Annotated in this window: 17 protein-coding genes; 16 read left to right on the forward strand and 1 reads right to left on the reverse strand. The window is 69.4% G+C overall.

The genetic code is table 11. The features are described 5' to 3' along the window. Positions 1-11: 11 nt before the first annotated feature. On the reverse strand, positions 12-2,027 hold the full coding sequence (locus WMF28_RS37665) for a SpoIVB peptidase S55 domain-containing protein (protein WP_437598402.1): 2,016 nt from the start codon (positions 2,025-2,027) through the stop codon (positions 12-14). Between the two features lie 130 nt (positions 2,028-2,157). Here WMF28_RS37665 and WMF28_RS37670 point away from each other — a divergent pair, with 130 nt between their 5' ends. The 16 genes from WMF28_RS37670 (at position 2,158) to WMF28_RS37745 (ending at position 19,224) form a co-directional block, all read left to right on the forward strand. After that, entirely contained in the window at positions 2,158-2,400 is a 243-nt protein-coding gene (locus WMF28_RS37670) for a hypothetical protein (protein WP_437575997.1), read from the forward strand. Between the two features lie 10 nt (positions 2,401-2,410). Next, positions 2,411-3,391 carry an aldo/keto reductase gene (locus WMF28_RS37675; protein WP_437598403.1) on the forward strand — a complete coding sequence of 327 codons (981 nt, stop codon included), beginning with the start codon at positions 2,411-2,413 and terminating at the stop codon, positions 3,389-3,391. Between the two features lie 56 nt (positions 3,392-3,447). Next, positions 3,448-4,233, forward strand: coding sequence for a phytanoyl-CoA dioxygenase family protein (locus tag WMF28_RS37680; RefSeq protein WP_437604351.1), 786 nt, complete (start codon positions 3,448-3,450; stop codon positions 4,231-4,233). 343 nt (positions 4,234-4,576) lie between these two features. After that, positions 4,577-5,272, forward strand: a complete 696-nt coding sequence (locus WMF28_RS37685; protein WP_437598404.1) for a cytochrome c3 family protein — start codon at positions 4,577-4,579, stop codon at positions 5,270-5,272. Beyond that, entirely contained in the window at positions 5,269-8,265 is a 2,997-nt protein-coding gene (locus WMF28_RS37690) for a TAT-variant-translocated molybdopterin oxidoreductase (protein WP_437598406.1), read from the forward strand. The genes WMF28_RS37685 and WMF28_RS37690 overlap by 4 nt, the downstream gene beginning before the upstream one ends. Continuing rightward, complete coding sequence (gene nrfD, locus WMF28_RS37695; protein ID WP_437598407.1) at positions 8,262-9,695, forward strand: NrfD/PsrC family molybdoenzyme membrane anchor subunit; 1,434 nt, start codon at positions 8,262-8,264, stop codon at positions 9,693-9,695. Before WMF28_RS37690 ends, nrfD begins: the two co-directional genes overlap by 4 nt. After that, positions 9,685-10,452 carry a DUF3341 domain-containing protein gene (locus WMF28_RS37700; RefSeq protein WP_437598410.1) on the forward strand — a complete coding sequence of 256 codons (768 nt, stop codon included), beginning with the start codon at positions 9,685-9,687 and terminating at the stop codon, positions 10,450-10,452. The genes nrfD and WMF28_RS37700 overlap by 11 nt, the downstream gene beginning before the upstream one ends. Continuing rightward, positions 10,449-11,054 (forward strand): c-type cytochrome, encoded by a 606-nt coding sequence (locus tag WMF28_RS37705; protein ID WP_437598412.1) that lies wholly within the window; start codon positions 10,449-10,451, stop codon positions 11,052-11,054. Before WMF28_RS37700 ends, WMF28_RS37705 begins: the two co-directional genes overlap by 4 nt. Beyond that, entirely contained in the window at positions 11,051-12,256 is a 1,206-nt protein-coding gene (locus WMF28_RS37710) for a hypothetical protein (protein WP_437598414.1), read from the forward strand. Before WMF28_RS37705 ends, WMF28_RS37710 begins: the two co-directional genes overlap by 4 nt. Before the next feature lie 10 nt (positions 12,257-12,266). After that, positions 12,267-12,893, forward strand: a complete 627-nt coding sequence (locus WMF28_RS37715) for a hypothetical protein (protein ID WP_437598415.1) — start codon at positions 12,267-12,269, stop codon at positions 12,891-12,893. Further along, positions 12,893-13,732 carry an SCO family protein gene (locus tag WMF28_RS37720; protein ID WP_437598416.1) on the forward strand — a complete coding sequence of 280 codons (840 nt, stop codon included), beginning with the start codon at positions 12,893-12,895 and terminating at the stop codon, positions 13,730-13,732. The genes WMF28_RS37715 and WMF28_RS37720 overlap by 1 nt, the downstream gene beginning before the upstream one ends. A gap of 31 nt (positions 13,733-13,763) precedes the next feature. Beyond that, entirely contained in the window at positions 13,764-14,708 is a 945-nt protein-coding gene (gene coxB / locus WMF28_RS37725) for a cytochrome c oxidase subunit II (protein WP_437598417.1), read from the forward strand. 19 nt (positions 14,709-14,727) lie between these two features. Beyond that, a complete protein-coding gene (gene ctaD, locus WMF28_RS37730; RefSeq protein WP_437598418.1) occupies positions 14,728-16,365 on the forward strand; it encodes a cytochrome c oxidase subunit I in 1,638 nt (545 codons plus the stop codon). Then, a complete protein-coding gene (locus WMF28_RS37735) occupies positions 16,362-17,048 on the forward strand; it encodes a cytochrome c oxidase subunit 3 family protein (protein ID WP_437598421.1) in 687 nt (228 codons plus the stop codon). Before ctaD ends, WMF28_RS37735 begins: the two co-directional genes overlap by 4 nt. Positions 17,049-17,063: 15 nt before the next feature. After that, positions 17,064-17,552, forward strand: a complete 489-nt coding sequence (locus WMF28_RS37740) for a cytochrome C oxidase subunit IV family protein (RefSeq protein WP_437598423.1) — start codon at positions 17,064-17,066, stop codon at positions 17,550-17,552. A 247-nt stretch (positions 17,553-17,799) separates the two neighbouring features. After that, the gene (locus WMF28_RS37745; protein WP_437598424.1) at positions 17,800-19,224 is read left to right on the forward strand and encodes a sensor histidine kinase; all 1,425 of its coding nucleotides are present in this window, start codon (positions 17,800-17,802) and stop codon (positions 19,222-19,224) included. Positions 19,225-19,231 lie beyond the last annotated feature (7 nt).

The raw sequence follows: 19,231 nt of genomic DNA on the forward strand, positions 1-19,231 counted from the left end.
GCCGGCGCGGCTCAGCGAAGGATAGGCCGGACCGTGACGCTCACGGTGTCTTTCCCGACCAGGAAGCGCTTGAGGGAGATCGGCACCTGCACCTGCGCGCCGAAGGTCTCGGGCGCGTCGGAGTCGGAGCTCGGGCGCAGCGTGTCCATCGCGCCCGGAGGGAGCCGCGAGGCGACCTTGCCGCGGTACGCCGCGCCGTTCTCCCGGAGCTTGAACGTCGCGACGACGCTCTCCGCGTCGTGGTTCTGGTTCGGCAGCATCGCAACGAGCTCCGCGACGTTGTTCGGCGTCGCCATCGGGCGCTCGACCTCGTAGCCAGGCGCGAGATCGATGGCCACCTGGCTGCCGGCGAGCTCGCGCGGGATCGGCACCTCGATGACGCGCGACTCCATGGGGCCCTGGTGGGGCTGGAGATCCAGGCGGATGCGCGCGGGCGCGCCCGCGTCGACCTCGGGCTCGAGCACCTTCGCGCCGCGCAGCAGGACGACCTCGCGGTCGAAGGTGACCTTCACGCGGGAGTCGACGCGCTCGATCGAGACGTCCTCCCACGGGTTGTTGAGGAGGGCCCCCATCGATCGGACGAGCCGGCTGCGGACGAAGTCGTCGGCGCTGAGCGGGGTGCCGTTGCCGGCGCCGAAGTCGACGAGCGAGATCGTGCCGTAGCGCCCGATCCTCAGCTGGCTCACCGCCCGCCAGGTCATGTCCCGCCGCTCGGCCGTGGTCGCCTCGACGGCGTTGCCGAGCGCCATCGAGACGAAGGAGGGCGCGAGGAACTGATCGTGCGCGACCTCGACGTTCCACGTCGGGTGCGGGGCGCCCTCCACGCCGTCGATCTGGACGCGCATCGGGAAGACCGGCGCCCTGGCCGCGCTGTCGACGACGATCGCGGCCTGCCGATCGTTGACCATCGAGCCGACCGACCGCACGGCCTCGCCGATCTTGAAGCTGCGGTTCTGGCTGGCGAGGATCCAGTGGACCCGGGCGATCGCGGTGGGGAGGCTGGCGACGCCGCCGTTCATCATCGGGTGGCCGAACGCGACGAGCTTGTCGCCCGACACGCGCGTGACCGTGCCGATGCCCATGGCGGAGATGTCGCCGCGCACGAGCTCGACGCCGATCGCGCCCCCGTCGACGTACCGGGTCGGCGCCCCCGGCTCCGGGTTCGCCGACGAGCCGCCGCCGGCCTGCATCGGCTCGAGCCCCATGGGGCCGAGCAGGTCGCTCGCGATGCGCAGCGACGTGCCCCCGAGCCCGCCGAGCATCACCGGCGTCGAGGCGCGCGCGAGGCCCGTCGACTGGGGCGGGGCGAGCGCCGGCGCGACGCGCGCGGCGAGCTGGCTGGCGTGGCCGGCGAGATCGTAGGCGTCGACCGGCCCCACGAAGCCGCGGCCGCCGCGCAGCCGGGCCGGCGCGGCGGCGCGCGGCGGCGCGCCGCCGATGCCGCTCACCGGCGCGGGCAGCGGGCCGCCGACCTTCGGGGCGATCCCCCGCGGGAGCGGCCGCGCGAGCTCGTCGAGCATCGACTTGATCGGGGTGACGCCGGCGATCGCCTCGGCGCCGAAGAGCCAGCCGTACGCGTAGGCGCCGATCATCTTGCCGTTCAGGTAGATCGGGCTGCCGCTCATCCCCGCCACCGTGCGGGCGATCTCGAGGCGCGGGTGCTGGGTCTTGATGAGGATGAGGTCCTGGTTCGGGCGGAAATTGCGGAGCGTCGAGATGACCTCGACATCGAACTTCTCGGGCGTGGTGCCGGAGAAGACGGTGAGGCCGTATCCCTTCATGCCCGGCTTGACCTCGGCGATCGGCAGCGTATCGGGCGGTGTGGAGATCGCGTGAGCCGCGCCGAGGCCGACAGCGAGGCTGCACGCCGCGCCGGCGAGCAGGCTCAGGGGGATGAGGCGCCCCTCGCGATCGACGAGGGCGCGGGCGGCGCCCGCGAGCGCTGTCGCGCAGCGGGTCGCGAGCGGGACGGCGCGCGCGGCGAAGAAGGAATTCGGACGAAAACACGGTGTGTCGCGCAGAGGCACGGGCCCAAGCTTAGCCCGGATTTGGCAGCGCGACAGAGCCGGGGCTCGCCGAGCGCGGGAAGGTCGCCGCGCCGCCCGGGGTCGCTGATTTCCAGGGGCGGGGCGCGCCGGCGACGCTACGCTGCGCCCCGTGAAGGATATCGCGGCGACCGCGACGCTCATCCTGGCGTTCGCCACCTGGGTGACCACCCACGTCGCGCTGGCCGCGCGGCTCATGCTCCGGAGCGAGCCCCGATGGCGCGGGCTCGTGGCGCTCGTGGTGCCGCCGCTCGCGCCGATGTACGGCTTCCGGCAGGGGTGGCGCCGGATGAGCACGCTGTGGCTCGTGTGGCTCATCGTGTACGTGCTCGCGCTCCTCGTCGCGCGGGCGTGAGGAGCGTGGCGTGACGTCCGATGTGAAGGCTGGAATGACGGAGAAGCGGCGCCCGGGCGCGCCGCCCGGCGTCGTCGTCGGCACGATGAACTTCGGCGGCCGCACGCCGCCCGAGGAGGCCGAGCGCATCGTCGACCGCGCGCTGGAGCGAGGGATCACCGCGTTCGACACGGCCAACCTCTACCAGGACGGCGCGTCCGAGCGGCTCCTCGGCCGGGCGCTGCGCGGCCGCCGGGCCGAGGCGCAGATCGCCACGAAGGTCGGCCTGCGCCGGGTCCGGGGCAAGGCCGAGGGCCTCGGGCGCGAGCAGGTGATCCGCGCCGTCGAGGAGAGCCTCGGGCGCCTCGGCACCGACCGCGTCGACGTCTGCTATCTCCACGCGCCGGATCCCGAGACGCCCGTCGAGGAGACGCTCGCGGCGATCGACGCCCTGCTCGATCAGGGGAAGATCCTGCGCTACGGGGTCAGCAATCACGCCTCGTGGCAGATCCTGGAGATCATCGCGCGCCGCGACGCCGAGGGGAAGGCCCGCCCCGCCGTCTCGCAGGTGCTCTACAACGCGCTGATCCGCCAGCTCGACCTCGAGTATGCCGCGTTCGCGCGGCGGTACTCGGTGGCCACCGCGGCGTACAACCCGCTCGCCGGCGGGCTCCTGACGGGGCGGCACGCGGGGCCGGAGGCGGCGCAGGTGGGGTCGCGCTTCGAGGGCAACCGCCTCTACCAGCGCCGGTACTGGAGCGCGCGCATGTTCGAGCTCGCGGCCGGCTACGCGGCCGTGGCGGCGGCCGAGGGGATGAGCCTGCTCTCGCTGTCGTATGCCTGGCTCGCGGGGCGGGAGGTTGTCGACTCCATCCTGGTCGGCCCGGCGCGGGCAGAGCACCTCGACGCGGCCGCCGACGCGCTCCAGCGCCCGCTCTCGCCGGAGGCGGCGCGGCGCATGGACGCGCTCTACCGCGACCACCTGGGCACCGACGCGAGCTACGCGCGATGAACGACGGCGCGATGAACGACGGCGCGATGAACGACGGCGCGATGAACGGCCGCGCGATGAACGACTTCCTGCTTCCCGAGGCCAGGGCGCTCGACCTCGCGGGCCCCCTCGCCGACTACACCGCCCGCGGGACCGCCAGGCTCGGTCGCGTGATGACCGACGCGGGGCTCGCGGCGCTCCGCGCGCGCTCGGACGACCTGATGCTCGGGCGCGTGACGTACCCCGGGCTCTTCTTCCAGCACGACGCCGCGTCGGGCCGCTACGAGGACCTGCCTTACGGCAAGGGCTACCAGGGGCCGAGCACGTCGTACCGGAAGCTCGAGAAGCTCGAGAAGGACCCGCTGTTCCTCGCCTGGATCGAGAACCCGCTCTTCGAGAGGGTCGCGCGCTCGCTCATCCAGGGGGAGATCTCCATCTACCGGGCCGTGCTCTTCAACAAGGCCGCGTCCGGTGGGACGGCGCTGCCGTGGCACCAGGACGGCGGCAGCTACTGGGGGCTGGATCGCGACCCCGAGCTGCAGATCTGGACGGCGCTCGACGATGCCCCCGCCGGCGGCGGCTGCGTGGAGGTGCTGGAAGGCAGCCACCTGGGCGGGCTCGCGACGCCGCTCGGCGGCGTCGTTCCGGGCGCGCTCGTGCGCGCGGCCAACGCCGACACCCGCAAGATCGCGCTGCCGACGCGCGCGGGCGAGGCGCTGCTGATCCACAACTACCTCTGGCACTGCTCCGCCGTGAACCGGAGCGGCCAGCCGCGGCGAGCCCTCACCGTCTGCTACATGAGCAGGGCGACCCGCTGCCTCAGGAAGAAAAAGGCGCCACGCGCGTTCACCCCGGTGTTCTGAGCTCACCCCCGGGAGAGCGGGCCCGGCGGCAGCATGGATCGCTCCCGCGACGGGCCCCCCGCCCTCTCCCGCGGCACGCGCCTCGCCAGGCGCTCGGCCGAGGTCGACGATTCGGCCGATTTTTTTCGATCCAGCGCCGGGCCGGGTTCACCCGCGCATCGTAAGGACGAACGCCGGCAGCCGCGGCAAGTTGCCGCGCCCAGCGTCGATTTGCCGCGCCACGGGGCTTCAGTTATCCACCGCGGCAATCTGCCGCGGTCACGCGGCACTTTGCCGTCTTGTCGCACCCCGCCAGCAAGCCATAACTGCGCCCGCGCGTCCCTCCGACGCCCCACACAACCCTATGGCTCGGTTCCTGTTCCCACGATGGGCCAACAAAGTGGTGCCGCTCGGGCTGCTCTTCGGAGTCCTGCCCCTCGGCACCGCTGTGATCGGCGGATTCTGGTACTACGGTACCAACAAACATCTCGAGGTCGGGTATCAGCCGGATCAACCGGTTGACTACTCGCACAAGCTGCACGCCGGCGACCTCGGTATGGACTGCCGCTACTGCCACAACACAGTGGAGGTATCCGGCTTCGCCGCCGTTCCACCCACCGAGACGTGCATGAATTGTCACGCCAAGGTGCGGAGGGACAGCGAAATGCTTCTGCTCGTGCAGGAGAGCTGGGCGAACGATCAACCCATCCCCTGGGTGCGCGTCCACAACCTGCCCGACTATGCCTATTTCGACCACTCAGCCCATCTGGCTGCAGGGGTCGGCTGCGTGAGCTGTCACGGCCGCGTCGACCAGATGCACACGGTCCGACAGGTCGAGCCGCTCTCGATGGGATGGTGCCTGGACTGCCACCGCAATCCGGGTCCCCACCTCCGCAATCCCGCCGACGTCACCAAGATGGATATGGCGCCATCGACGGCCGTCATGGCGGGCGCCGGGGTCCCCGCGACCGGGGAACCTTACAACGATCGTGTGCCAGCGGTCACGACCTCCGGGCGGCAGGTGCAGGCGCCGCTCCACTGCTCGGGGTGCCACCGATGAAACGAACTCCTCTCCCCCTCGCCCAGGACATCTCTGGGAAGACCTACTGGCGCAGCTTGAGCGAGCTCGCCGGCTCGCCCGACTTCGTCGACGCGCTCGGGCGCGAGTTCCCTCCGGCCGCGTTCGAGCCGCCGGAGGGCGTCGGGCGGCGCACGTTCCTCAGCCTCATGGGCGCGTCGCTCGCCCTCGGCGGCCTCGTGGGCTGCCGCCGGCCCGTCGAGCAGATCCTGCCGTACTCGCGCGCCCCGGAGGAGGTCATCCCCGGCCAGCCGCTGTTCTTCGCGACCGCGCTGCCGATGATGGGCACGGCCTTCGGCGTCCTCGTCGAGAGCCACGAGGGGCGCCCCACAAAGATCGAGGGCAACCCGAAGCACCCCGAGAGCCTCGGCGCGACCACCCTCTACACCCAGGCCGCGGTCCTCGACCTCTACGATCCCGACCGCAGCAAGTCGCCGCGCGAGGGCGCGGCCGCCAAGTCCTGGGACGACGCGGCCGCGTTCCTGCGCGCCGAGGGCGACAAGCTCCGCGGCCGCAGCGGCAAGGGGCTCACGATCCTGACCGAGGCGCACAGGTCGCCGACGCTGGCCGCGCGCCTCGCCGATCTCCGCAAGACGCTGCCGGAGGCGCGCATCGTCCGGTACGAGCCGTTCTCCCGCGACGCCGCGCGCGAGGGCGCCCGGCTCGCGTTCGGCAAGCCGCTCGAGACGACGCTCGACCTGACGAAGGCGCGCGTCATCGTCGCGCTCGACGCCGACCTGTTCGGCACCGACGGCAGCCCGATCAAGCAGGCGCGCGCGTTCGCGGCGGGCCGCGCGGTCGACAAGGACCCGAAGGCGATGAACCGCCTCTACGCCGTCGAGAGCACCTTCACGATCACCGGCGCGGCGGCGGATCACCGGCTCCGGATCCAGAGCCGCAAGATCCCCGCCTTCACCTTCGCGCTCGCGACCGAGCTCGGCAAGCGCGGGGTCGCGCTCGACGCGGATCTGCTCAAGACGCTCGAGGACAAGTCGGGCGGGCTCGACGCCAAGGCGACCCGGCACGTCGCCGCCATCGCCGCCGATCTCGCGGCGAACCGCGGGCTGGGCGCGCTCGTGGTGGGGCGCTCGCTGCCGAAGGAGGTCCACGCCGTCGCGCACCTCATCAACCTCGCCCTCGACAACACCGGCAGGGCCGTCCGGCTCGTCGCGCCCTTCGACGAGTCGCGCGAGGGCCCCGAGGCGCTCGTCGAGCTCGCGGGCGCCATCGAGCGCAACGAGGTCGAGACGCTGATCATCCTGGGCGGCAACCCGGCCTTCGACGCGCCCGCCGACGCGCGCTTCGCCGACGCGCTCGCCAAGGTGCCCGTGAGCGTGCACGTCTCGACGCACGTCGACGAGACGAGCGAGCGCTCCCGCTGGCACCTGAACCGCGCCCACCCGCTGGAGTCGTGGAGCGACGTCCGGGCGGAGGACGGGACGGCCAGCATCGGGCAGCCGCTCATCGCGCCGCTCTTCGGCGGCAGGACCGACGCCGAGGTCATCGAGCTGCTGCTCGGCGGCTCGCGGACCGCCTACGACCTGGTGAGGGCGACCTGGCTGAACGCCGAGGGCGCGAAGCGGACCGAGCAGGACCTCCGCCGCGCGCTGCACGACGGCCTCTTCGCCGGGAGCCAGCTCGCCGACGAGCAGGTGACCGCCACGACGCGGGCCGCGATCGACGCGCTGCGGGCGTTCGCGCCTGCCGCGGCCGAGGGCCTGGAGGTGACCTTCCGGCCCGACATGCACGCGTGGGACGGGCGGTTCGCGAACAACGGGTGGCTCCAGGAGCTGCCCCACCCGATGACCAAGCTCACCTGGGGCAGCGGCGCGAACCTCTCGCCGTCGACGGCGGCGCGGCTCGGCCTCAAGGACGGCGACGTCGTGACGCTGTCGGGCGCCGGCGCCTCGGTCCGGATCCCCGTCGTCGTCGCGCCGGGGCAGGCCGACGACTCGGTCGCCATCGGCGTCGGCCAGGGCCGGCGCGCAGAGCTCCGGGTCGGGCGCGGCGTCGGCGTCGACACGACCCCGCTCCGCAAGAGCGACGCCTTCGAGCTCGCCGGCGGCTTCTCGCTGGAGAAGACCGGCGCGGTGGCGGAGCTCGCGCGCACCCAGGAGCACTTCGTCATGGAGGGCCGCCCGCTCGCGCGCGAGGGGACGCTCGCCGAGCTCGAGAAGGACCCGACGTTCGCCCAGAAGCAGGTCCACGTGCCGCCGCTCCTCAGCCTGTTCAAGGAGCCGAACCGCCGGCAGGGACACGCCTGGGGCATGAGCATCGACCTCAACGCCTGCATCGGGTGCAACGCGTGCGTTGTCGCCTGCCAGGCCGAGAACAACATCCCGGTCGTGGGCATCGAGGGCGTGCGCGAGACGCGCGAGATGCACTGGCTGCGGGTGGATCGCTACTTCCAGGGCACCGACCCGAACGAGCCCGAGAGCATCCAGCAGCCGCTCCCCTGCCAGCACTGCGAGAACGCGCCGTGCGAGCAGGTGTGCCCGGTCGCCGCCACGGCCCACAGCCCCGAGGGGCTGAACGACATGGCGTACAACCGCTGCGTCGGCACGAAGTACTGCGCCAACAACTGCCCGTACAAGGTGCGTCGCTTCAACTTCTTCGAATACGGCCAGCCGGACTCGGAGTCGCGGAAGATGCAGTTCAACCCCAACGTCACCGTCCGATCGCGGGGCGTCATGGAGAAGTGCACCTTCTGCGTTCAGCGGATCAACACCGCCAAGATCGAGGCCAAGAAAGAGGGACGGGAGCACGTCAAGGACGGCGAGGTCGTGACCGCGTGCCAGGGCGCTTGCCCGACGCAGGCCATCGCCTTCGGCGACCTCAACGACCAGACGAGCCAGGTGTCCGTGACGTCCGCGAGCCCGCGCGGTTACAGGATGCTGGACGAGATCAACACCAAGCCGCGGGTCACCTACCTCGCCAAGATCCGCAACAAGAACCCGGAGCTCGCCGACGCATGAGCGCCACAGCACCTCTCCAGGTCGACCCCCCCCGGGTCTCCGACCGCGCCGCCCTCTTGGACGAGGCGCCGCTCGTGCAGGGGAAGGACGACTTCCGTTCGCTCACCGACAAGATCTCGGGGATCGTCCTCACCAAGCCGCCCTCGGGGTGGCTCATCCTGTTCTGCCTCGCCATCAGCCTCCTGCTCGTCCTCGGCGGCTCGCTCGTCCACCTCGTCGGGAAGGGCATCGGCATCTGGGGGCTGAACACCACGGTCAACTGGGCGTGGGACATCACCGGCTTCGTGTTCTGGGTCGGCATCGGCCACGCCGGCACGCTCATCAGCGCCATCCTCTTCCTCTTCCGACAGAAGTGGAGGACGAGCATCAACCGAGCGGCGGAGGCGATGACGATCTTCGCCGTCGCGTGCGCCGCCATCTACCCGGTGGCCCACCTGGGCCGGATCTGGTTCGCCCACTGGCTGTTCCCGATCCCGAACCAGATGAGCATCTGGCCGAACTTCAAGAGCCCCCTGCTCTGGGACGTCTTCGCCGTCTCGACGTACGCGACGGTCTCGGCCCTCTTCTGGTTCGTCGGGCTCATCCCCGATCTCGCCACGATCCGCGACCGGGCCACGAGCCGGACGAAGCAGATCGTCTTCGGGATCCTCTGCCTCGGGTGGCGCGGCTCGCACCGCCACTGGCTCCATTACGAGCGCGCCTACCTGATCTTCGCCGGGCTCTCGACGCCGCTCGTGCTCAGCGTGCACACGATCGTGTCGTTCGACTTCGCCGTCTCGATCGTCCCCGGCTGGCACACCACCATCTTCCCGCCGTACTTCGTCGCCGGCGCCATCTTCAGCGGGTTCGCGATGGTCGTCACGCTGATGGTGTTCGCGCGCAAGGCGTTCGGCCTCGAGGGCCTCATCACCATCCGGCACCTCGAGAACATGAACAAGGTGATCGTCGCGACCGGCACCATGGTCGGCTACGCGTACGCGATGGAGCTCTTCATCGCGTGGTACAGCGGCAACGGCTACGAGCGGTTCGCCTTCGCGAACCGCATCCTCGGCCCGTACTCGTGGGCCTACTGGACCATGGTGAGCTGCAACGTCATCTTCCCGCAGCTCTTCTGGTTCAAGAAGGTGCGCACCAGCATCCCCGCGATGTTCGTGATCTCGATCCTGGTCAACATCGGGATGTGGTTCGAGCGCTTCGTCATCATCGTGACGAGCCTCCACCGCGACTTCCTCCCGTCCAGCTGGACCTACTTCCGCCCGAGCATCTGGGACATATCGACGTTCTTCGGTTCGTTCGGCCTCTTCTTCACCCTCTTCCTGCTGTTCGTCCGCTACCTCCCGATGGTCGCGCTCAGCGAGGTGAAGGCGATCACGGCGGCGGCCGATCCTCACGGCTCGCACAGCAACGACGAGGCTCATCATGCAGCGTGACAGCGACCCTCCGAGCCGGAAGCGCTCCGGGGAGCCTGCCTCGACCGAGGAGGCAGGAGGGCTCAAGGACTCCGATCGCGAAAGCCCGCCCGACGACAAGCCGCAGGGCTTCGTGCCCGCGGACGAGGCGGAATACGAGAAGCCTCACGAGGAGGGGCCGCACGGGAGAGCGGTGCTCGCGATCGAGCGCAAGCTGGAGCACCGGACCGAGGAGGAGGCGGCCGCGGCGGCGTCCCCGTTCGCGCTGATGGGCTACTTCACGACCCCGAAGGAGATCTATCACGCGTGCGAGGCGCTCCGGGACGCCGGGTACAGCCGCTTCGATGCGCACACGCCGTTCCCCGTGCACGGGCTGGAGAGGGCGATGGGGCTCAAGGCGTCGCCGCTGCCGTGGCTCGTGCTCGGCGGCGGGGCGGCGGGGCTCAGCGGCGGCATCCTGCTCGCCTGGTACACGCAGTTCTACGACTACCCGCTCATCATCAGCGGCAAGCCGGCCTTCTCGTACCAGGCCTTCATCCCGATCTTCTTCGAGCTCACGGTCCTCGTCGCGGCGCTCACGTGCTTCTTCGGGCTCTTCGCGCTCGGGCGCCTGCCGTCCTTCTTCCACCCCACCATGACGCACCCCTCATTTCCGCGCGCGACCGACGACGCCTTCTTCATCAGCGTCGAGGTGAGCGACCCGAAGTTCGATGCCTCGGAGACGCGCAGCCTCCTCCAGCGCGTAGGCGCGCAGGGCATCAGGGAGGTCTCCTCGTGAAACGCTGGTGTATTCCCCTCCTCGTCGTCCTGGCAGGCTGTCGCGGACAGGCGAGCAGCGACCCGCCGATCCACGTCTTCGGGGACATGGACTGGCAGCCCAAGTTCCAGCCCGAGGAGGGCAACCGCCTGTTCCCCGACGGCCGGTCGATGCGGCCCCTCGTGCAGGGCACCGTGCACCAGGGGGCGCTCGACGAGAGCGACGCCTACCGCACCGGCAAGGACGGCGAGACGTTCCTGGCGATGGCGCCTGTCACCGTCGACGAGACGGTGGTCCGGCGCGGCCAGGATCGGTTCAACATCTACTGCGCGCCCTGCCATGACCAGGCCGGCAGCGGGCAGGGCATGGTGGTGAAGCGCGGGTACCCGCCGCCCATCGACCTCGCGTCCGAGCGGGCGCGCGGCCTGCCCGACGGCGAGATCTTCCACGTCATCTCGAACGGCGTCCGGAACATGCCGTCTTATCGGAAGCAGATCCCGGCCCGGGACCGGTGGGCGATCGTCACCTGGGTGCGCGTGCTGCAGCGCAGCCAGCACGGGCGCATCGACGACGTCCCGGAGGCCCAGCGGGGCAACATCGCGAAGGAGAGCGGAACTCCATGAAGTCTCACGGAAGTGCTCTGGCCGAGGACACGAAGGTCCTCGATCGGGCGGTCGCGAAGCGGCTCGTCTCGAGGAGCATGGTGCTCGCCATCGCCGGCGTGGCGCTCTCGGCGCTGGCGGCGGTCGTCGACACGAAGCGTTTCGCGTTCTCGTACCTCACCGGCTTCACCTGGGTCGTGACGATCGGGCTCGGCGCCCTGTTCTTCGTGATCATCCAGCACCTGACGCGCGCGCGCTGGTCGGCGGCCGCGCGCCGTCACATGGAGTGGATGAGCGGCGTCCTGCCCGCGTGCGCCGTGCTGTTCCTCCCGGTCGCGGTGCTCGCCCACGACATCTACCATCACTGGATGGGCCCCCAGGCCGCGAACGACCACCTGCTCCAGCAGAAGGCGCCGTACCTGAACCCGACCTTCTTCTACATCCGCGCCGGGGTGTTCCTCGCGGCGTGGGCGGGCCTGTCGCTGTGGTTCATCAAGACCTCCCGCGCGCAGGACGAGAGCGCCGATTTCCGGCCCACGGCGAGGTTGCGGGCCTCCAGCGCGCCGGCCGTCATCGTCTTTGCCCTGACGATCTCGTTCGCCTCGTTCGACTGGCTGATGAGCATCGACCCGCACTGGTACTCGACGATCTTCGGCGTCTACGTGTTCGCCGGCGCGGCCACGAGCTCCCTCTCGGCGCTCGCGTTGATCACGATCGCGCTCCACAAGGCGGGGCTCTTGCGCAAGGTGAGCAACGTCGAGCGCCAGCACGACATTGGCAAGCTCCTCTTCGGCTTCACGATCTTCTGGGCCTACATCGCGTTCTCGCAGTTCCTGCTCATCTGGTACGCCAACATCCCGGAAGAGACGATCTTCTATCATCACCGCTGGGAGGGTTCGTGGAAGGTCGTGAGCCTGGTCCTGCTGTTCGGGCACTTCGTCGTGCCGTTCCTCGTCCTCCTGTCGCGGCACGCCAAGCGGAGCCCGCTGGTCCTCGGGGCGGCGTCGGTGCTCCTCCTCGTGATGCACTACGTCGACCTCTACTGGCTGGTCATGCCGAACGTGGATCACCATGGCGCGCACCTGAGCTGGATCGACCTCGCCGGCTTGCTCGGCCCGCTGGGCGTGGGAGCCTGGGTGCTCTCGCTTCAAGCGGCCAAGAGCCCGCTGTATCCTCTGAATGACCCTCACCTTGCCGAAGCGGCTCGGATCGACAACCCGTAAGGAGCCGGCCATGAGCGAAGCGACTGACAACACCGCGACCGAGCACGCCGAGACCGAGCACGCCGAGGCGGATCGGCCGAACAACTCGCTCATCTTCGTGATCGTGATCGCCACGCTGGCGTCCCTCGTGGCGACCGTGCTCTTCGTGAACGAGATCTTCAAGTCGACGATGGAGCGGGAGATCTCGAGCAAGGTGCTCGAGCCGCCGAGCAGCGCGCTCCGCGGCCTGCGGGCCATGGAGCAGGAGCGCCTCGGCCACTACCAGTGGGCGAACGAGAAGGACGGCGTCGTCCGCATCCCGATCGATCAGGCCGTCGCGCTCACCCTGAAGGACTACCAGGAGAAGCGCGTGGGGAGCGCGGCCGTTCCCGCTGCGACCACGCCCGAGCAGGCAGCGCAGCCCGAGGAGAGCAACACGAAGCCAGGCGAGGCCTCGCTCCCGAGCGCCGAGGGCGGCCAGCCGCCCAAGGACGCAACGAAGCCGGGCGACAAGGACGCGGTCAAGCCCGCCGACGCGGCAAAGCCCGCCGACGCGGCAAAGCCTGCCGACGCAGTCAAGCCCGCCCAGCCCGCGCAATCTGGAGGCGCGGCGCCCAAGCCCGCCACCAGCCCGGCGCCGTCCACTCCGGTGCAGTGATGTCTCGCCCGCTGTACGCCTTGCTCGCTGTGCTCGCGCTGGTGGTGGCCACGGTCACCCCGGCGCGGAGCGCGCGGGCGGCGGACACAACCATTCCAACTGAGCTCGTCGGCGTCGACATCGAAGAGCGGCCGGGAGCCATGCTTCCGCGCGAGCTCCGGCTCCGCGATCAGTCGGGGCAAGAGGTCGAGCTCGGCCGGTACGCGACGGGCGACAAGCCCCTCGTCCTGGTGCTCGGTTACTTCGAGTGCCCGATGCTGTGCTCGCTGGTCCTCAACGGCGTGCTCCAGGCCATGAAGGAGAGCGACTGGAGCGCGGGCAAGGAGTACCGCACCCTCGTCGTGAGCTTCGATCCCCGCGATACACCCGATGCAGCGCGCAAGAAGCGGGCGAACTATATCGAGGCTTACGGCAGGCCGATCCTCGGCGACGGCTTCGAGTTCCTCGTCGGGGACGAGGCCTCGGTGCGCACGCTCGCCAACACCGTGGGCTTCGGCTACCGATGGGACGAGACGACGAAGCAGTACGCGCACGCTGCGGGCGCGTTCGTCTTCACGCCGGACGGACGCCTATCGCGCACCCTGTACGGCATCTCCTTCCCGCAGAAGAACTTCGGCCTCGCGCTGCGCGAAGCGGGCAGCGGGCTGGTCGGGAGCGCCTGGGATCGGGTGCTGCTGTTCTGTTTCCATTACGATCCCAACGCCCGGGGGTACGTCCTGGCGACGAAGCGGCTGATGAAGGCGTCAGGCGCCGTCACCGTCGTGCTGATCGGGCTCTGGCTCATACGCTTCTGGCGGACTGAACGCACCCGCAGAGCGCGCGTAAACGAGGCTTCCTAAGACACAAGGTGGCGGAGCCACAACTATGGTGATGAATAACCCGATCGAACTCGGCTCATTCTGGCTGCCCCGCCAGGGCTCGACGCTCGCTGAGCACATCGACGCCGGCTGGGACGCGGCCTACTGGGTCTCCGTCTTCTTCTTCTTCCTGGTCCTCGGGGCGGTCGTGATGTTCGCCGTCAGGTACCGGCGGCGCGGCGAGCACGACAAGACGAGCCCCGTCGACCACAGCACGGTCGTCGAGGTCGTGTGGACGCTGATCCCGCTCGGCATCCTCATCGGCCTCTTCTTCGTGGGCATGCGCGGCTACGTGCACGCCTCCGTCGCCCCGTCCGAGTCCTACGAGATCAACGTCACGGGCGAGATGTACCTGTGGACATTCACCTACCCCGACGGGACGACGACCGTGAACGAGCTCGCCGTGCCGCGGGGTCGCCCGGTGCGGTTGATCCTGAGCTCGAAGGACATCCTCCACAGCCTCTACATCCCGGAGTTCCGCGTGAAGCAGGACATGGTCCCGGGCTCGTACACGTCGGTGTGGTTCGAGGCGACGGAGACGCGCGAGACGGTGATCCTGTGCACCGAGTACTGCGGCTCCGGCCACTCCGACATGATGGCGACGGTCAAGGTGCTGGAGCCGTCGGAGTTCGAGAAGTGGCTCGAGGGCAACAACAACAGCGACCTCCCGCCCGAGGAGCTCGGCAAGGCGCTCTTCGTCAAGCGGAGCTGCGCGACCTGCCACTCGCTCGACGGCACGCGTCTCCAGGGCCCATCGCTCAAGGGACTGTTCGGCCGCGAGGAGGAGCTCGCGGACGGCTCCAAGGTCATCGCGGACGAGAACTATTTCCGCGAGAGCGTCTTCAACCCGGCCGGCCAGGTCGTGCGCGGCTACCCGCCGGTGATGCCATCGTTCAAGGGGCTCCTCAAGGACAGAGAAGTGGATGCGCTCATCACTTACCTGAAGACGGTGAAGTGAGCGCCGGGGAGAAGCAGCCATGTCGCAGACCGTAACAACCCTTGATGTCAATACGGCGCCCGACGCCGGCCACGGAGTGGACTACATCCGGGCCAAGAGCGGGATCATGTCGTGGCTCACCACGGTCGATCACAAGCGGATCGGCCTGATGTACCTCGCCAGCACCTTCATCGCGTTCCTCATGGGCGGCGTCTTCGCGCTCATCCTGCGGCTCGAGCTCCTGACGCCGAAGGCGACGATCATCAGCGCGAACGCCTATAACCAGATGTTCACGCTCCACGGCGCGGTGATGACGTTCCTGTTCATCATCCCGAGCATCCCCGGCGCGCTCGGCAACTTCCTCCTGCCGATCATGATCGGCGCGAAGGACGTCGCCTTCCCCAAGCTGAACCTCCTCAGCCTGTACCTCTACTGGATCGGCGCCCTCTTCACGCTGTCGTCGCTCGTCACGGGCGGCATCGACACCGGCTGGACGTTCTACGTCCCGTACTCGAGCACGGTGACGACGACCTCGGTCCTGAGCGTCACGTTCGGCGTCTTCATCCTCGGCTTCTCCAGCGTGCTCACGGGGCTGAACTTCATCGTCACGATGCACAAGCTCCGGGCGCCCGGGATGGGCTGGTACAAGATGCCGCTCATGCTCTGGTCGCTCTACGCGACGAGCATCGTCCAGATCCTCGCGACCCCCGTCCTCGGCATCACGCTCCTCCTGCTCATCGCCGAGCGCGCGTTCAACATCGGCATCTTCGACCCGGCGCTCGGCGGCGACCCGGTGCTCTACCAGCACTTCTTCTGGTTCTACAGCCACCCGGCCGTTTACATCATGATCCTGCCGGGCATGGGCATCATCAGCGAGCTCATCGCCGTCCACGCGCGGCGCAGGGTCTTCGGCTACAAGGCGATCGCCTTCTCCAGCGTCGCCATCGCCCTGGTCGGCTTCCTCGTGTGGGGCCACCACATGTTCACCTCGGGCCAGAGCGAGTTCGCGGCGATCATCTTCTCGTTCCTGACCTTCCTCGTCGCCATCCCCAGCGGGGTCAAGGTCTTCAACTGGACCGCCACGCTGTGGCGCGGCTCGATCAGCTTCAAGGCGCCGATGCTGTACGCGCTGTCGTTCCTCATCCTCTTCTCGATCGGCGGCCTCACCGGCGTCTTCCTCGGGATGCTCAGCGTGGACCTGCACCTCCACGATACGTACTTCGTTGTCGCGCACTTCCACTACGTGATGGTGGGCGGCACCGTCATCGCCTTCTTCGGCGGGCTCCACCACTGGTGGCCCAAGATCACCGGGAAGATGTACTCCGAGAGGCTCGCCGCCATCGCCTGCGTGCTCGTCTTCATCGGGTTCAACGTCACGTTCTTCTCGCAGTTCGTCCTGGGCAGCCGCGGGATGCCGCGGCGCTACTACAACTACCTGGACCAGTTCCAGCCGCTGCACGCCTTCTCGACCGTGGGCTCGTGGATCCTGGGCGCCGGCGTCTCCGTGATGCTCGTCTGCTTCATCCGCTCGCTCCGGTCCGGCGCCCCGGCGCCGGTGAACCCCTGGGGCGGGCTCAGCCTCGAGTGGACAACCGCCTCCCCGCCCATCACCGAGAACTTCGTCCGCACCCCGATCGTGACCAAGGGCGCATACGACTTCAACACGGAGAACTCATGAGCGCGCACGCCGAGGCCGCCGATCGGCCGAACAAGGCAGGGGCGGTCCTGTCCCCGAATTTCCACGTCGCCCATCATTTCGACTCCGCGGACACGCAGTTCGACGCCGGCAGGATGGGCATCTGGCTCTTCCTGGTCACCGAGGTGCTCCTCTTCGGCGGGCTGTTCTGCGCGTTCGCCGTCTTCCGGACCTGGTTCTTCGACTCCTTCGTCGAAGCCCACCACCACCTCGACAGGGTGATGGGCGGCATCAACACGCTCGTGCTCATCTGTTCCAGCCTGACGATGGCGCTCGCCGTCCGGTCAGCGCAGAAGAGCGACCAGAAGACCACCACCCGGCTGCTGGTGGTGACCCTGCTCTGCGCGGCCGCGTTCCTCGTCATCAAGTACTTCGAGTACCAGCACAAGTTCCACGACGGCCTCCTGCCCGGGAAGTACTTCACCGCCGAGGGCTTCACCACGGCCCACGCGGGGATCTTCTTCGCGATCTACTTCATGATGACCGGCATTCACGGCGTGCACGTCATCATCGGGATGGGGCTCATCACGTGGATCCTCATCCGCAACACGCGGGGTGAGTTCTCGAGCCGTTACTACTCGCCGGTCGAAGGGGTGGGGCTGTACTGGCACCTCGTCGACCTCATCTGGATCTATCTCTTCCCCCTCCTCTACCTGGTGGGCTGAGGTCTAGAGGACAGCATGTCGACACACGCAGAAGCAGCCGGCGCGCACGGAAACGAGCACGGCCATGGCCACGGGCACGGCGCAGACCACGTGCCCCACGTCCTGCCGCTCAAGGTCTACATCGTCACGTGGCTCGCGCTGCTCGTGCTCACGGTCGTGACCGTGGGGGCGAGCTACGTCGACCTCGGCGCGGCCAACCTGGCCATCGCGGTCCTCATCGCGACGGTGAAGGCGGGCGTCGTGGCGCTCATCTTCATGCACCTGAAGTGGGACCATAAGTTCCACGCCCTGATCTTCGCCTCGTCGCTCATCTTCCTGGCGATCTTCATCGGCTTCACCATGTTCGACACGAACAACCGCGGGCGAGCCGAGCGGATCGAGGCCGAGCGGCCGGCGGACATCAAGGCGCCGTTCGACGGAAAGCGCGCCGTCGACAACTGGAACGTGAAGCGACCGCACAAGGTCGCCCCGCCGCCCAAGCAGGTCCATCAGGGGACCGAGTGACCGGCTGCGGGGCCGAGCGCCCCGCGGCACGCGTCGAATGTAAGCAAGATCACAATCAAAAGTCGCGGGAATCACGGGAGTTTTCCGTGCCAACCCCCCGGGAGTGGGCACGGACGCACCTCGCGCGTGCTCGCGGCTTTCGTGCGCGGTACAAGGGGGCGGATGCAGGGCAACGTCGAAAGGTGGCTCCGGGCTGAACGCCGGGCACCTCGACCGCACCCTGGAAAGCCCCCCTGTCCGCGCGCGGATGCAACCCTCCTTCCAACCATGGTCGTTTGACGCAGGTCCCGACCCCGCCAAGAGCGCCGCGCCGCCGGCGGCGCGGCGGCGGCTCGCGGTGCTGCTGTCCGGGCCGAAGCCCCCGTCGTGGGACACCGCCGATCGGTGGCTGATCCAGCTGCGCTGGGTGGCGATCGCGGGGATGATCGCCACGACGGTCGCGAGCAGGAAGCTCGTGCCCGACCTCAGGCTCGGGCCGCTGATCCTCGGCGTCGCGGCCATCACCGTGGCGAACCTCGCCTGGACCTTCCGGGTCCGGCGCGCGCGCCGGCTGGACGCGGCCGAGGCCTCGACGCGCGAGCCCGCGCCCGCGCAGGAGCTCGCGCGCGCCCAGCTCGTGGGCGACGTCGTCGCGAACGCCTGGATGCTCTGGTTCTCGGGCGGGCTGGAGAACCCGTTCGCCGTCTTCCTCGCCTTCCACATCGCCCTCTCCGGCCTGCTCTGCCCGCGGCGCACGACCGTGCTCCTGGGCCTCTTGACCCTGACCGCGATCGCCGTGCTGACCCACGCGGCGCCGCTGCCGCTCGACTCCGCGCCGCTCGGCGGCGACCGCATCCGGCAGCTCGGCGACCTCGTCTCGCTCACGTCGCTGACGGTGTTCCTCGGCTTCTTCGTCGTCGTCTACGCGCACAGGCTCGAGGAGCTCCGGCAGCAGAGCCAGCGCAACGAGCGGCTGGCGATGCTCGGGCGCATGGTCGGCGGCATGTCGCACGAGCTCAGCACGCCGCTCGCGACGATCCTCCTCGCGAGCAAGGACCTCGTCGACGTGGCGCGCGAGACGGGCTCCGAGGACGCGGCGCGCATGGCCGAGACGGTGGCCGGCGAGGCCAGGCGCGCGAGCGACATCATCAGCCTGATGCGCGGCCAGATCCGGCTCGACCAGCGGCTCGAGCCGCTGGAGCTCACCCGCTTCGTGCGCGACCTGGCGAAGGCCGAGCTCGCGCGGCTCGGCTACCGGGGCGAGCTCGCGTTCGACACGCCGCGGCTGGTCCAGGCGAACGTGCTCAAGCCGGCGCTCCGCCAGGTGCTCGTCAACCTGCTCACCAACGCCGCCGAGGCGACGGCCGACGGGGCCGAGCAGCGGATCGAGCTGAGCGTCGTCGAGCGCGGCGACGTCTGCGAGATCGCGGTCTCCGACACCGGGCCGGGGCTGAGCCCCGAGATCGCCGGGCGGCTCGGGGAGCCCTTCCAGACGACGAAGATGTCCCAGGGCGGGATGGGGCTCGGGCTCTACATCAGCTCGATGATGGCCTCGCGCATGAACGCTGTGCTGCGCATGGAGAGCGTCGAGACCGGCGGGGCGAAGGCGACCTTGCGCCTCCGCCTCGACGGGACCCCGGGCCCGATGGACGCAGATCTCTCCCCCGCGCTGAAGCGCGCCGGGGCGGCCTGAGGTGAAG

The sequence above is a fragment of the Sorangium sp. So ce590 genome, from assembly GCF_051521365.1.
GTDB lineage: Bacteria > Myxococcota_A > Polyangia > Polyangiales > Polyangiaceae > Sorangium.

What these genes read in the sequence shown, in the direction of transcription:
- WMF28_RS37680 (WP_437604351.1), top strand. Translation starts at nt 3,448, where the DNA reads ATGAACGACTTCCTGCTTCCCGAGGCCAGGGCGCTCGACCTCGCGGGC.
- WMF28_RS37685 (WP_437598404.1), top strand. Translation starts at nt 4,577, where the DNA reads ATGGCTCGGTTCCTGTTCCCACGATGGGCCAACAAAGTGGTGCCGCTC.
- WMF28_RS37690 (WP_437598406.1), top strand. Translation starts at nt 5,269, where the DNA reads ATGAAACGAACTCCTCTCCCCCTCGCCCAGGACATCTCTGGGAAGACC.
- nrfD (WP_437598407.1), top strand. Translation starts at nt 8,262, where the DNA reads ATGAGCGCCACAGCACCTCTCCAGGTCGACCCCCCCCGGGTCTCCGAC.
- WMF28_RS37700 (WP_437598410.1), top strand. Translation starts at nt 9,685, where the DNA reads ATGCAGCGTGACAGCGACCCTCCGAGCCGGAAGCGCTCCGGGGAGCCT.
- WMF28_RS37710 (WP_437598414.1), top strand. Translation starts at nt 11,051, where the DNA reads ATGAAGTCTCACGGAAGTGCTCTGGCCGAGGACACGAAGGTCCTCGAT.
- WMF28_RS37715 (WP_437598415.1), top strand. Translation starts at nt 12,267, where the DNA reads ATGAGCGAAGCGACTGACAACACCGCGACCGAGCACGCCGAGACCGAG.
- WMF28_RS37720 (WP_437598416.1), top strand. Translation starts at nt 12,893, where the DNA reads ATGTCTCGCCCGCTGTACGCCTTGCTCGCTGTGCTCGCGCTGGTGGTG.
- coxB (WP_437598417.1), top strand. Translation starts at nt 13,764, where the DNA reads ATGAATAACCCGATCGAACTCGGCTCATTCTGGCTGCCCCGCCAGGGC.
- ctaD (WP_437598418.1), top strand. Translation starts at nt 14,728, where the DNA reads ATGTCGCAGACCGTAACAACCCTTGATGTCAATACGGCGCCCGACGCC.
- WMF28_RS37735 (WP_437598421.1), top strand. Translation starts at nt 16,362, where the DNA reads ATGAGCGCGCACGCCGAGGCCGCCGATCGGCCGAACAAGGCAGGGGCG.
- WMF28_RS37740 (WP_437598423.1), top strand. Translation starts at nt 17,064, where the DNA reads ATGTCGACACACGCAGAAGCAGCCGGCGCGCACGGAAACGAGCACGGC.
- WMF28_RS37745 (WP_437598424.1), top strand. Translation starts at nt 17,800, where the DNA reads ATGCAACCCTCCTTCCAACCATGGTCGTTTGACGCAGGTCCCGACCCC.